This window comes from Pseudomonas sp. B21-051, from assembly GCF_024748795.1.
Lineage (GTDB): Bacteria > Pseudomonadota > Gammaproteobacteria > Pseudomonadales > Pseudomonadaceae > Aquipseudomonas > Aquipseudomonas putida_A.
In genome coordinates, this window is the sequence record NZ_CP087166.1 from 3,145,880 (window position 1) to 3,159,648 (window position 13,769).

Sequence of the window (13,769 nt, forward strand, 5' to 3'; positions counted from 1 at the left end):
GGAGGAAGTGGTGGCAGGATGCGCCGTCGGATACATTGCAGAAATATCAAGCTTGTTAACCTGACTTTATCCCGGAGTAATGTAATGCTCGGTCAGCTTCACGACATCGATTTGCAGTTGTTGCGCCTGTTTGTGCGAGTCGTGGAATGTGGCGGCTTCAGCGCGGCGCAAGGTGAATTGGGCCTGAGTCAGTCGAGCATCAGTCAGCAAATGGCCAAACTGGAAACCCGTCTCGGCTATCGCCTGTGCAGCCGCGGCAAAGGCGGTTTCAACGTCACGCCCAAGGGTGAGCAACTGCTTATCGCGATTCGTGCACTGTTCCAATCCATCGAGACGTTCCGGCATCAATCCAACGGCGTCGCTGGACGGCTGATCGGTGAGGTGCGGCTGGGCCTGTCCGAGGCGCTTGATCAGTCGGTGCTGCTGCGGGTGGCAGATGCGATCCGGCGCTTTCGCGAGCGCGATGAGTCAGTGCGTATCGAGCTGATCAGCGCGATGCCTGGGGAGATGGAGCGCTTGCTGCTGCAACAGCGACTGGATCTGGCCATCGGTTATTTCTCCCAGGTGCAGAGCGCTTTCGATTATCGCGAGCTGTTCCGGGAAACCCAGCATTTGTATTGCGCGCAGGGGCATCCGCTGTTCAGCGTCGATGAGCCGGACGACGCGGCGTTGCAGGCCTGCGACCGGGTGGATCATCCGTATCGATTCATGCGCACGGGCGAGCCGTTTCCGGACAAGCGCTTTTCCGCGCGTTCGGAGCAGGTCGAGGGCACCCTCGCCTTCATCCTCTCCGGCAAGCATGTCGACTATCTGCCCGATCACTACGCGCGGGTGTGGGAGGAAAAGGGCTTGCTGCGCGCACTGCGGCCTGGGGAATTGAGCTTCGAAGTGGCGTTTCATCTGGCCCGGCATCGCGCGCAGGTGCCGGGGGATGCGCAGAAGGCGTTTGAGGAGGATTTGCTCGCAGCCTTTGTTTAAAGATCAAAAGATCGCAGCCTTCGGCAGCTCCTACAGGAATGCCAAATGTAGGAGCTGCCGAAGGCTGCGATCTTTTGATTTCAAAGAAAACCCTTTGAAACCCAATAAAACCTGACCTTTCAGGCAATTTTTGCTCGTTGCCCTCGCCGTCCTCTTCCGGCATCCTGCGCCTCCATTTTCTGACCCGGCCCCGCCTCGCGGCGCGCAAAACACCATGACCGCCTCTGAAAAAGTCCCGCGCAACAACGATCTGATCTACGGCCTCAACGACCGTCCGCACCTGACTGCAACCGTCTTCGCCGCGCTGCAACACGTGCTGGCAAGCTTCGTCGGCATCATCACCCCGACCCTGATCATGGGCGGCGCCCTCGGTCTGCAAAGTGAAATTCCGTACCTGATCAGCATGGCGCTGTTCGTCTCCGGTCTGGGCACATTCGTCCAAGCCAAGCGTTTCGGCCCGGTCGGTTCCGGTCTGTTGTGCCTGCAAGGCACCAGTTTTTCCTTTATCAGCGTGATTCTCAGCGCCGGGTTCATGGTCAAGGCCCGGGGCGGCGGTACCGATGAAATTCTCTCGACGATTTTCGGCGTGTGTTTTTTCGCCGCCTTCATCGAAGTGGTGCTGAGCCAGTTCATCGGCAAACTGCGAATGCTGATCACCCCGGTGGTCACCGGCACCATCATCACCCTGATGGGCCTGTCGTTGATCAAAGTGGCGATGACCGACATTGCCGGCGGCTTCGGCGCGCCCGATCTGGGCGCCGCCAGCCATGTGTTTCTGGCCGCGTTGGTGATCGGCACTATCGTTGTGCTGAACCGCGTCGACGTACCGTTTCTGCGCCTGGGCGCGATCGTCATCGGCCTGACCCTCGGCTACGTGGTCGCCTGGCTGATGGGCACGGTGGATTTCGCCTCGATGCCCGAAGTGCCGCTGGTCAGCGTGCCGGTGCCGTTCAAGTACGGCTTCAATTTCGACTGGGTGGCGTTCGTACCGGTGGCGGTGATCTTCCTGGTTTCGCCGCTGGAAGCGGCCGGTGACCTGACGGCCAATTCGATGATCTCGCGGCAACCGGTCAAAGGCCCGCTGTATATCCGCCGGATCAAGTCCGGTCTGCTCGCCGATGGCCTCAATTCAGCGATGGCGGCAGTGTTCAACAGCATGCCGATGGTCACGTTCGCGCAGAACAACGGCGTGATCCAGTTGACTGGCGTGGCCAGCCGCTACGTGGCGTTCTTCATCGCCGGCCTGCTGGTGCTGCTGGGGCTGTTCCCGATGATCGGCGCGGTGCTGCAACTGATGCCCAAACCGGTGCTCGGCGGCGCGGAACTGGTGATGTTCGGCACCGTGGCCGTGGCCGGGATCAAGATCCTCGCCGAGGCTGGCCTGCATCGGCGCAACATGTTGATCGTGGCGATCTCCGTGGGCATGGGCCTGGGCATTGCCGCCGTGCCGGAAGTGCTGCGCGAGTTGCCGCAAGCGCTGCGTAACATCTTCGAATCGCCGATCACCGTCGGTGCGTTGTGCGCTATCTTGCTGAATATCTTCCTGCCGGAAGAATTCATTGAGCTGGAAGAAGACGATTTCGATCCGGAAGCGTCGATTCTGCAGGTCATGGAAAACCCCGATCTGCCGGCCAAAGCTGAACCTGCATCTGCAGCGGCGGTCGCACAGTTGAACCGCTGACGCGACGCCATGAAAAAAGGGCTGAGCCGGCAACGGTTCAGCCCTTTTTCGTTGAGAGACTGTTTATGCGCCGCGTCCACGCCGTCATCCTGTCCCTGCTGCTGTTGTCCCTGAGCGCCTGCGCGCTGTTTCCCAACCGCGATCCAGTGAACATCAACGTGGTCGGCCTCGAACCGTTGCCGAGCCAGGATCTGGAAGTGCGCTTCGCGATCAAGTTGCGAGTGCAGAATCCCAATGAAACGGCCATCGATTACAACGGTATCGCCCTGGATCTGGAGGTCAATGGCCGTCCACTGGCCTCGGGCGTCAGTGATCAGACCGGCTCGATCCCGCGCTTCTCGGAAACCGTGGTCAGCGTGCCGGTCAGCGTTTCCGCGTTCTCGGTACTGCGCCAGACTCTGGGTTTGAGCCAGACACAAACCCTCGACAACCTGCCCTACGTACTGCGCGGCAAACTCGCGGGCGGGGTGTTCGGCACCATGCGTTTTGTCGACAGTGGCAAGCTGAGTTTGCCAAAGGCCACTGCTGCGACCTGGTAATCAACTGCACATACTTCTCCCCTGTGGGAGCGAGCTTGCTCGCGAATGCGGAGTGACATTCAACGATGATGTTGGCTGATCCGACGCTTTCGCGAGCAAGCTCGCTCCCACAGGGTATGTGTCAGTCCTGAGGTTATGCGGTGAAGCGCACCCCCGGTTTGGCGCGCTCATCGACACTCAGCTCAAACACATCCGGCCGCGCATAGTGGCCGACCACGTCGTAGTCATAGCGCGCCCGAATCAGTTCATCGGTGTCAATCTCAGCCGTGAGCAACCCCGCCTCGCCACGCAACGGCCCGGCCAGCACATCGCCCATCGGCCCGACGATCACGCTGCCGCCGGCAATCAACGGCCGATCCGCCGGCCAGTTGGCAATGTCCACGCCCAGTTCGTTCGGCGAAGCCTGTACCTGACAGGCACTGACCACAAAGCAGCGACCCTCGTGGGCGATGTGACGCATGCTGACCTGCCACATCTCGCGCTCGTCCACGGTCGGCGCGCACCAGACTTCAATGCCCTTGGCGTACATCGCCGTGCGCAGCAGCGGCATCATGTTTTCCCAGCACACCACCGCACCGAGTTTACCCACCTGAGTGTCTAGCACCGGCAGCGTCGAGCCGTCGCCCTTGCCCCAAATCAATCGTTCGGTGCCGGTCGGCATCAGTTTGCGATGCTTGGCCACCAGCCCTGCCTGCGGATCGAAATACAGCGCCGTGCAATACAACGTGCTGCCGGCACGCTCGATCACGCCGATCACCAGATTGGCCCCGGTGCGCGCCGACAAACCGGCCAGTGCCTCGGTTTCTGCCCCTGGCACGTCAATGGCGTTGGCGAAGTAGCGGGCGTAGGCCTCGCGGCCCTCGGGCAAGCGATAGCCCAACTGCGTGCCGAAGCCCTCACCTTTCGGATAGCCCCCGAGCAACGCTTCAGGCATCACCACCAGTGCCGCGCCGGACTCGCTGATCGCGGCTTCCCAGCTGAGGATCTGTTCCAGGGTTTCACCCTTGCCACCGGGCAAGGCGCCGATCTGCAGGGCGGCGACGATTGATTTGGGCATTACATTCACTCCATCGGGTTCCAGTGTTGCCGATTCTGCGGCGGCGCGGGATCATGAATAAAGACCGACTCACTGCTGAATGATATGAGCCAAATGAATATCGCAACCGTCGACCTCAACCTGCTGAAAGTCTTCGAAGCCCTGCATGAGGAGTCCAGCGCCAGCCGTGCGGCGCTGCGCCTGGGCGTGACGCAATCGGCGGTCAGCGCGGCGTTGCGCCGGTTACGCGAGGTGTATGGCGATCAATTGTTCGTGCGCACCGGTCGCGGATTGGCGCCGACGCTCAAGGCCAATCAACTGAAACCGGTGGTCAGCGAGGCGCTGAACAAATGTCGGCAGAGCCTGGCGATGGTCGATCCGGCGGCCCACCACTATGACGGCCGATCAGTCACCGTCGGCCTGTCGGATGATTTCGAAATCGCTTATGGCCGGCGCCTGATCGAAGCCATCGCTCGCAGCGCGCCCAAGCTGCGGCTGATCTTCCGCCAGACCCACAGCCAGATCGTTGCCCGCGCCCTGATGGAGCGCAGCATCGACCTGGCGATCACCGCCGGTGGGTTCGCCGAGCGTCTGCTCAGTCGTCAGGTGTTGGGTGAAGGGGATTATGCGTGTCTGGTCGATCCGGGCAGTCTGGCGCCCGGCCAACAGAACATCGATTTGCCGGAGTTCGTCGCCCGCGAGCACATTCTGGTGTCCTCGGGCGGCTTTATCGGCATCACCGACGAAGGCCTGGCGGCGCTGGGCCTGAGCCGGCGGGTCTGCGCCTCGACCACGCACTTTGCGGCGCTGCCGCATCTGCTCAAGGGCAGCGGCGCGGTGGCAACCATCCCCCGCCATGCCGCCCAGGCCATTGCCGAGCTCAGCGGGCTGGTGCTGCTGCCCTGCCCGCTGGCGCTGCCGCGTTACCCGATCGAACTGGGCTGGCGCACCAGCACGCAGATCGATCCGGTGGTGATCAAGGTGCGTGAGGCGATTGTCGGATGTTTCAACACCGACTGAGGCGCTATTACTTGTTGGCTGCCATCAGTCGATTGACCTCACTGCGCACCATGTTGGCGAATTCCGGCGGGGACATGCCATCCAGCTCGGCGCGCACCCACTCGGCCCATTTGCCCTTGCGCTTGGAGCGTTCGCCGAACAACCGCGCGGCTTCGCCTTTGGCTTTGCCCAGATTGTTCTGCCAGAGTTCGAACAGACGGGATTTCTCGTCTTCCAGCGCAGCGCGCTCGGCGAGGGATTTGTCGGCCAGATTGAAACTCATGGGGAAATACCTGCTGCGTAAAATGGCGACATCTTACACGCTCGGCGGAAATCTCCCGCGCAGGTTTTTCTTTCGCACCTAAAATCAGTGCAACTTTTCAGTCAGCGCCACACTCCATTGATCACTGTTCATCCATCTGCAAGGAGTCACCCAATGGCCCGCAAATCCCGCGTGCAAGCCGTCGAAGACCAAATCAAGGATCAAGCCTTCAGCGAACTCCAGGCTTTGATCGAAGAGTCCGACAAACTGCTCAAAAGCAGCGCCTCACTGGTAGGCGAAGAAGCCGAGACCCTGCGCGGACAAATCGCCCTGAAGCTTCAACAGGCACTGGATTCTGTGTCGAGCGTGCGTGAGCGCACCAAACCGGCAGTCGAGGCCACCGAGAGCTACATTGGCGGCCATCCATGGCAGACCGTGGCGATTTCCGCCGGTTTCGGTCTGGTGGTGGGCTTGTTGCTCGGTCGTCGTTAAGTGACATTTGCCTGATCCCATTCTGTGGGATCAGGCAGTAAACCTGTGGCGAGGGAGCTTGCTCCCGCTGGACTGCGCAGCAGTCCCCTATTCTCAAGCAGATAAAAGGGGATCGCTTCGCCACCCGGCGGGAGCAAGCTCCCTCGCCACATTTACGTTCTAACAGTTATTCCCCGGCCAATTCGCGCAACTGCGCCAGCGTCTGCTCCTCCAGCACAATCCCCTCGGCCAGCGATCTGGCCCGCTGCAAATGCCGACGATCACCCGGCAAGCGCTTCAATCCCACGCCATGCATCTGCCGCACCAGTTCTTCGCTGCGCTGGGCAAAACTTTGCCCGGCGGATTTGCTTGGGTCGATGACGATCAGCAACTGCCCGGTCCACGGGGTCTTGGCCCCGGGATGGTTCGACCAGTCGAACTCGAAGGAAAAATTCCCCCCGGTCAACGCCGCCGCCAGCAGCTCGACCATCATCGATAGCGCCGAGCCTTTATGCCCGCCAAACGGCAACAGTGCGCCGCCTTCAAGAATGGCTTTCGGATCCTGCGTCGCCTGCCCAAGACCGTCCACACCCATTCCGGCAGGCAGACGTTCACCCTTGCGCGCCGCAATCTGCACATCACCGTGAGCAATGGCGCTGGTCGCCAGATCGAAGACAATCGGCGCACCGTGGGCCCGCGGCGCGGCAAAGGCAATCGGGTTGGTGCCGAACAGCGGCCGATCAGCGCCATGCGGCACTACGCAGGTCATGCTGTTGACCACACTGAGCGCTACCAAACCTTCCTCGGCGAACGGTTCGACGTCCGGCCACAGCGCCGCAAAGTGATGCGAATTGCGAATTGCCAACACCGCGATCCCGGCGTTGCGCGCCTTTTCCACCAGCAACGACCGAGCAGCGGCCAGCGCGGGCTGGGCGAAACCGTTGCCGGCATCGACTCGCACGAAACCCGAGGCTACGTCCTCGACTTGCGGCACAGCCTGTCCATTGACCCAACCGCTATTGAGTGTCGAGACATAACCGGGGATACGGAACACGCCATGACTGTGCGCACCGTCGCGTTCGGCACCGGCGCAGTTGGCAGCCAGGGTTTGGGCGACGGACGCCGACGTACCGTGGCGCAGGAAAACCTTTTCAAGCAATTGCGTCAGCGCTTCGAGCGAGAGTGTGGACGCAACGGGGGAAGACACGGAATCGTGTGGCGCAGACATCTGAAGCTCCAGACTAATTATTGGAGGGAACAACAGCGTACGAACAGCTTGCCCAGCGATTAACCACGCCCGGTACGGGTGCTGTCAACCGTTGTGGTGCCGGCTTGTCGCTGCTAGCACATTGCGTTGCCGCTTGTGCGGTAACTATGTACCACCCGTGCTATCTGCCCGGTCTTTAGTCTCGTGTCTCAATTTACCGGTGCACCGGCCGGTGCCCTGAACGAGACCCGATGATGCCTGCTCCCATTCCTCCCCTGCTGTTCCAGCCCATCCTCAACTCCCCCGGATCGTGGCGCGAACTCGGCAATCTCCATCACTTGTCCGTCGCTGACTTCCAATGGCTGAGTCACGTGCAACTGGCGACCCATGCCCTGCGCAGTCAGCAGACCCCGCCCATGCTTGCCCAGCGCATCCTGCTCAATACCGCAGGTGCGCCAGCGGTGCCTCTAGCCGGCAGTTTCATCCTCAGTGCCACCCCCGATGATCGCGGCATCCTGTTGTACACACCGTTCGCCGGGCTGAAAAAACACGCCAGCCTCGCCAGCCTGACTGCGCATCTGGAACAGCATCTGAACAGCGCCAGCGAGGACGACCGGCTGCTGGCCCTGCTCGCCCTTTCCCAACGCAAACGGCTGGCAGAACGGCACGGCATCAGCGTGACCTATCAGCTTGTCGAAGGCGATATCTTCGAGGATCAACGCGCCGCCATCGAGCATTGCCAGCAGCTCAACGCGCAGGCGATGCTTGATGAATTGATGCAACTGCCCGAACTTGGCAGCCTGCTTCAGACCATTACCGACGAACTTCTGACGCCAACGATGCGCGGCGTCGACCAGACACGCACGCGCGTGAACCTGTACGCAACCGCAACTGCAACCAGCGCGGCATCGACTGACCTTCCTTCACGACGCGAGCTTGAAGCGCTGTCACTTGGCGATGCGTTGCTGTTGCACTATCGCCACAACGGATGGCCGGTTGGCCAGACCCATGAATTTTCGCACCCCGACCGGACTTTCCAGGCCAGTGACCAGCAACATTGGGAGACAGCCATCACCACGGCCTCAGGCAAACTGATGGTGTTGCTGTACCAGCAAATGGAGCGCTATTGGAATGGCCCAAGCGCTGACGGGGCCTCGCGGCGCGACGTATTTGCGCAGATCATTCGGCAGCAGGCGCTGGCGGACTTTTTGCTCAAACGTGAGGCTGGCATCATTGATCAGCGTCAATTCGACAGCCTGCTGACGTCGCTGGGTTTCAGTGAAAATCTGGCACCTCGCGCGGCCGTGGAAACCGTGCGTTTATGGGAACACCAGGCAAACTTCGTGGAACTGGCCGGTGCGCTGATGATCGGCCATTCCGAAAGCTGCCTGTATACCCCGACACACGGCTTGCAGGTGCTCAGGGACTACGCAGATCTAAAATCCATGCTTCTCGGCAAATTCGCCAGCCCCGGGCACGAAGACGAACTCTATGGTCTGTTGAGTCTCGACGAGCGCCAGCGCTTCCTCGGTTTCGACCGGCCGCAGGTTTCCGGCAAATCGATTGCCGGAGACGTGTTCAGCGTTCTGCTCGAATTGATCATCACCAAGCAACGACAGAACATCGGCTATGGCTTGCAGTTGTACCGGCACAGCGACGGCGTGGTGGATATCCGCGCACTGTTCGACAAGGCCCTGGACATCCGTTCGATGCTCCACGAGCGCCTTGTGACCCTGGATGCCCGCGGGCGCTGGAGCACCCGGCCGATGTTCACCGGTAACCCATTGCCCTCAAGTGTGCTGGCGGACACCGCCGCGGCCGAAGTGCGCAAGTTTGCCAGCATCACGCCGACCATCGCCGCAGACTTTGCCGCCCAGCCCCTGACCGTTACGGCACTGCAGCGCACCTACCTGCTGGGTATTGCCGCGAAGCTGGCACACGCCCTGTCTGTCGGCATCAATGGCGAAGCACGGTTGAGAGTCCTGAATGGAACCATGAGCCGTCATCAGCAAGCCCTGGTCGACACCGTGTTCGATCCGGATCACCCGGATCGCAGCCGACGCAAGGCACTCAACGGGTTTCGGCCGGACGCCTGGTCATTGACGTTACAGATCGCCGGACAGAGCGAAATGCTGCCGCTGGCCAACTGCGTCCTGCTCACGGAACGCGGTGGCCTCGATACGCAGCACTCCGGACGCGCGATCTTGTGGACCCCGGCTCTGGGCCTGGAAGTCCTCCGCTCGATCGAGCACGCCAGACAGGTTTTGAACCAGCGGCTGCTGGATCCGCAAAAACGCCTGGTGCTGCTGGAAAATCTTCCACCCCTGCACCAGAGGTTCCATCAACACTACACGCTGGGACGGTTACGGCTGATCAGCGGCAATGTCCTGCAGGATCGCATCGAATCAGCGATCGAACACTTTCTCCAGCGCTGTGAACAGGTACGGGGCCGCCAATGGCCAAAGCCGCGCGAAACCCAGATTCTCAAAACGTTGAGTGAGCAAGTCGTTGAGACCAATCTGCAACGTCCCACCGCTCTGGCACAGGCACTGGGCAAGCAGCATTCACTGCCTGCCTGGCTGGGGATGGCCACGCTTGAAGAGCAGCAGTTGCATCTGGAACTGCTGGAACAGTGGCGCCTCAGCGTCATTGACGACCAGGATTATCTCCACGCGCTGCCAACCTTGCGTGACTACATCAGGCGGACCCTGGAAACGCTACTCAACAGCCGCTTGCAGAGGCAGGATCTCGACCCCGAGCAGATCACCGTTACCCCGGCACAGACCCTGATCGGGCCGGCGATGAGTCTGACCGATTTCGCCTTGAACCATGCGCCTATTGCACAGGACACTGCATTCACCCTCAGCTCGAGCACCGGCCGGGCGCTGCCGACAGGACTCGACCAGCAAACGGTCAGAGGCCTGCTGTTGTCCTTGAACGTTGCGACAACATTTGCCAATACAATCACCACGGCGTTGTCCGCAAGTGACGTCGACGCCGAACAACGCAAACAGCGCTTCCTCCGCCAATTACCCTGGCAACTGCTGCAGCATGCCCATCAGCTACAACTGCAACAACGCTTGTCGCCGAAGGCCTTCGGCTTGATTTCACAGTTGCTCGACATGCCCGATGCCGTCGCTCGTGCGACCGTGCAAGGGGCCGATGCGATTGTCCGGCCGTTGGCGCTGATCAAGACTGCCGGAGCCTCAGCGATCAAGGCGCTGGGGCTGTACTTGATCGGCCCTGCGGGACAACCCGGCCCTCAAGTACTTTATGCGCCGTACCATGGAGAGCACGCATTCAGTGAGTTCGAGAACGAGGCGGCAGTGATCGCCGCGCTGAACACGCCGGGTTCACTGCAGGACTTGCTGCTGCGCCGCTTGCCGGAAAGTCAACGTTCGATCTTCAGCGCGTTGTTCAAGGCGAGCAGCGGCCGGACGAGCGAGATGACCCTGGCCGCCACCCCGGTCGACGGCAACTTGCTGCTGCAGCTGTTCGACGACAATCTGGCCTTGTTGCCACACTTGCTGAGCAGCCATTCGCTGCCATCGGCGCAGGCGGATTGGGACGCCGCGAAGGATCTGTTCAGTTCAGGCATCCAGCAGATCCGGGGCCTGCTGCCGGGCAAACTCGCCTATGTGCAGTTTCTCTGGCAAAGCTACCGGGATTTTCTGGACTCGGCCGAAGCGCTGCAGGATCACCACTGGAAACGTGCGCTGCAAACCTTTGTCGCCGGCGCAGCGGAGATGATCACCCTCGGGCGACTGGCACTGGAATCACGTCTGGAATCTCAAGCCGTGGCATCGCCGCAAGCATCGCAGCCAACCACGCTGAGCGCCCCCGTCCTTGCGCAGACAAAGCCGACCGATCCGCTGCGCACCTCGCTGCAGACCTTTGAAGCTTCGACGGTCGCGCTGAAGGATCTGAATCACAATGCAGCCGAGGGCACGTATCAGGACCTGAAAACCAAAGCGACCTACGCCCCCATTGCCGGCAAAGTCTATCCCGTGGAGCGGCCGGGAGCTGTCTGGCAAATCAAGGGCGCCGAGCAGCCAGGTCCGGTGTTGCAACACACCGCTTCGCGGCAACTGGTGCTGGACCCGGATCGCCATACCGTGCATTTCGGCAAGGCCATGTCGACGATGTTCAACCATTACGCCACCCATCGCCAGGCTCGCTACATGCTGAATATCGAAGCGCAAGGCATGGAAGAAATCCGCGCCCGCCATCCGGAAAAAGCCCGCATGTTGATCGAGGCAATTGATCTGGCCCGGCATTACGCGTTCAACAGCCTGCACAATCTTGCGCAGCTGAGAAACTATGTGCCGGGCACCCGCCTCGATACTTTTCTCAAGTCTTTTTTTGACGTGCAACGGATTGATGCCGACATTCTCGACAAGCTGAAGCAGGCCATCGTGCCGATCTGTGATGCCTTGGTCGATCCATCAGAAGACCTGTTGAACAGCAGCCGCTTTGTGGTCGGCTCGAACAGACACAGCAGCTCGGGTGTAATAGCCTTTGTACTGGGTGGCGATTTACGCAAGAAAGTCCACTTCACCGAAAAGTTTTTCAATCAAGGGCTGGAATGGTATGAAACGGGCCTGACCGAACCTTTCAATGTTGACGGGCATGCGCGGGCAGCGACGCTGATCCACGAGTTTTCCCATCAATTCAGCAAGACCGTCGACATTGCCTCCCTGGAAGCGCGCCGCCCGTTTGCTGATCTGATTGCTACCGTGACCGGTTACGGAGCTGCGCGCAAACAGGTACAGACAAGATTTCAGCGCGAAGCACTGTCACTGTCCACGCCCCACGTTGAGCTGTTTTCCCGCTGGAGCAATGACGCTCAGGAGTGGCTGGATATCGACGAGATCGAGGGCATGGAACATGTGCGCAGGGAAGTTCTCAAGACCACGGGGACGAGGAATCTTGAGGACGCGCGAACGGCGTTTCTCAGCCCGACCAACCCGCATCCGCGCATCGACACGATATTGCGCAATGCCGATTCGATCGCCTTTCTGATTTGCGAAATGGGCCGTCAGCTCGATCCGGTAACCCAACCTCACGGAGGTCTCAACTGAGGCAAAAAAAATGCGCAGGCGGTTGGCCTGCGCATGGTTTATCGGTGGGTGAACTCAGTCTTTCTGGTCACGCAATACATTGCCCGAGGCGCCGTCAATGCGGAATTCATACACCGAACCGTCGGCCTTGCGGCCCTCGCCTTTCCAGTAGCCGTCATTGTCGGCCTCGATTTCATAGACTTCGACGTAACCGGCCTTGGTTTTCACGATCTCGATAGCCTTTTCGATGGTGACCCAGCCCGCACCGGGACGATCAGCCATGGCGGCACCGGCGCTGAACAAGGCGGCGGTAGCGATTGCAGCGGCTAAGGTTTTTTTGATCATTTTTTCACTCCATTTGTGGATGATGTTCCTCGGATGTCCTGTTTTTGGGCGTCTGACGGAAAAATAAGTTCCACTTTGATGGGCAATTGCCATGACGGATGTTCTCGGCGCAACGCCCGCAAGGTTAGAATGCAGCAAATCAGGACGAGTCAATGACCCAAGAATCCCTCTCGGAAGCCGAATACGATGCGATCACCGATGCCGCCGCGCACTGGTGCATGCGTCTGCACGCCGTAGACTGCTCCGCCGAGGAGCGACTGTCTTTCGAGCAATGGCGCGATGCGCATCCGCTGCATGCGTTCGAATATGAAGCGATGCTGGAAATCTGGGACGTTGCCGAACATTTGCCACGTGCGCAGACGCCGCCGAGTGTGCCGCTGAATAAACCGCTGCCCGCCTGGCGGCGCTACGCAATTGCCGCGAGCGTCTGCGCGCTGGCCTTGCCACTGGCGGCGTACAGTGGCTGGAATCTGGGCTGGTTGCCCAACAGCTATCAGCACTTCGAAGCCACCGACAATGTCCGTCAGGTCACCTTGAAGGACGGCAGTCAGGTCGAGCTCAACCTCAATACCGAGTTGACCTTCAGCAATTACAAGGACGAGCGGCGGGTCACCCTGAAAAAAGGCGAGGCGTTTTTCGAAGTCAGCCATGACCTCTCCCACCCGTTCGTGGTCAGGGCCGGCGAAGGCAAGATCCGCGTGACCGGCACCCGCTTCAATGTCTGGCTCTACGAAAATCAGGTGCGGGTCAATCTGATCGAAGGCTCAGTGCTGGTGACCAGCAACGCCGCCCTGCCCGGCGACGGTCTGCGCCTGGGCCCGGCCATGCAGGCGCAGTACCGGCATGGCGACTACACACCACAGATCAGCCAGACCTACGCCAACGACAACGCCCTGGCCTGGCGCAGCGGCAAACTGGTGCTCGACAACCTGGCGCTGAACGACGCCTTGCCGCTGATCAATCGCTACCTGAGCAAACCGCTGAAACTGGCTGACGCCAACACCGGTGCGATCCGCGTTGGCGGCGTCTACAACATCAAAGAACTCGGCGGCCTCGTCAACACCCTGCCCAAGGTGCTGCCGGTCTACCTGACGCGTAACACCGAAGGTGATCCGGTGATCAATTCGATGCCGCGGCAGCCGCCGAAGAGTTGAGACACACGAACAAAAAAAGCCGCTGTCCCCGTTCAGG

11 protein-coding genes are annotated in these 13,769 nt (G+C 60.4%); 7 read left to right on the top strand and 4 right to left on the bottom strand.

All coding sequences use genetic code 11. The features are described 5' to 3' along the window. Positions 1-84: 84 nt before the first annotated feature. From LOY52_RS14005 to LOY52_RS14015, 3 genes are all read left to right on the top strand, one after another. Positions 85-978 (top strand): LysR family transcriptional regulator, encoded by an 894-nt coding sequence (locus LOY52_RS14005; protein ID WP_258674425.1) that lies wholly within the window; start codon positions 85-87, stop codon positions 976-978. A 214-nt stretch (positions 979-1,192) separates the two neighbouring features. Further along, entirely contained in the window at positions 1,193-2,659 is a 1,467-nt protein-coding gene (locus LOY52_RS14010) for a nucleobase:cation symporter-2 family protein (RefSeq protein ID WP_258674427.1), read from the top strand. 65 nt (positions 2,660-2,724) lie between these two features. Then, entirely contained in the window at positions 2,725-3,198 is a 474-nt protein-coding gene (locus tag LOY52_RS14015) for an LEA type 2 family protein (RefSeq protein WP_086791096.1), read from the top strand. Between the two features lie 133 nt (positions 3,199-3,331). Here LOY52_RS14015 and LOY52_RS14020 read toward each other — a convergent pair whose 3' ends face one another. Further along, the gene (locus tag LOY52_RS14020) at positions 3,332-4,255 is read right to left on the bottom strand and encodes a carbon-nitrogen hydrolase family protein (protein ID WP_258674429.1); all 924 of its coding nucleotides are present in this window, start codon (positions 4,253-4,255) and stop codon (positions 3,332-3,334) included. A gap of 84 nt (positions 4,256-4,339) precedes the next feature. Here LOY52_RS14020 and LOY52_RS14025 point away from each other — a divergent pair, with 84 nt between their 5' ends. Next, positions 4,340-5,254 (top strand): LysR family transcriptional regulator, encoded by a 915-nt coding sequence (locus tag LOY52_RS14025; RefSeq protein WP_258674431.1) that lies wholly within the window; start codon positions 4,340-4,342, stop codon positions 5,252-5,254. Between the two features lie 7 nt (positions 5,255-5,261). Here LOY52_RS14025 and LOY52_RS14030 read toward each other — a convergent pair whose 3' ends face one another. Next, the gene (locus LOY52_RS14030) at positions 5,262-5,516 is read right to left on the bottom strand and encodes a hypothetical protein (protein WP_003224595.1); all 255 of its coding nucleotides are present in this window, start codon (positions 5,514-5,516) and stop codon (positions 5,262-5,264) included. A 153-nt stretch (positions 5,517-5,669) separates the two neighbouring features. Here LOY52_RS14030 and LOY52_RS14035 point away from each other — a divergent pair, with 153 nt between their 5' ends. Then, a complete protein-coding gene (locus LOY52_RS14035; protein ID WP_007961870.1) occupies positions 5,670-5,987 on the top strand; it encodes a YqjD family protein in 318 nt (105 codons plus the stop codon). A gap of 166 nt (positions 5,988-6,153) precedes the next feature. On the opposite strand, the gene LOY52_RS14040 is transcribed toward LOY52_RS14035, so the two are convergent. After that, positions 6,154-7,194, bottom strand: coding sequence for an Ldh family oxidoreductase (locus tag LOY52_RS14040; RefSeq protein ID WP_258674432.1), 1,041 nt, complete (start codon positions 7,192-7,194; stop codon positions 6,154-6,156). A gap of 233 nt (positions 7,195-7,427) precedes the next feature. Between LOY52_RS14040 and LOY52_RS14045 the strand changes: the two genes are divergently transcribed. Continuing rightward, complete coding sequence (locus tag LOY52_RS14045) at positions 7,428-12,254, top strand: hypothetical protein (protein WP_408980399.1); 4,827 nt, start codon at positions 7,428-7,430, stop codon at positions 12,252-12,254. Between the two features lie 54 nt (positions 12,255-12,308). Here the strand turns inward: LOY52_RS14045 and LOY52_RS14050 are convergent, their stop codons facing one another. Next, on the bottom strand, positions 12,309-12,578 hold the full coding sequence (locus tag LOY52_RS14050; RefSeq protein WP_007961867.1) for a PepSY domain-containing protein: 270 nt from the start codon (positions 12,576-12,578) through the stop codon (positions 12,309-12,311). A 152-nt stretch (positions 12,579-12,730) separates the two neighbouring features. Here LOY52_RS14050 and LOY52_RS14055 point away from each other — a divergent pair, with 152 nt between their 5' ends. Continuing rightward, positions 12,731-13,732, top strand: a complete 1,002-nt coding sequence (locus LOY52_RS14055; RefSeq protein WP_258674436.1) for a FecR family protein — start codon at positions 12,731-12,733, stop codon at positions 13,730-13,732. Positions 13,733-13,769: the final 37 nt, after the last annotated feature.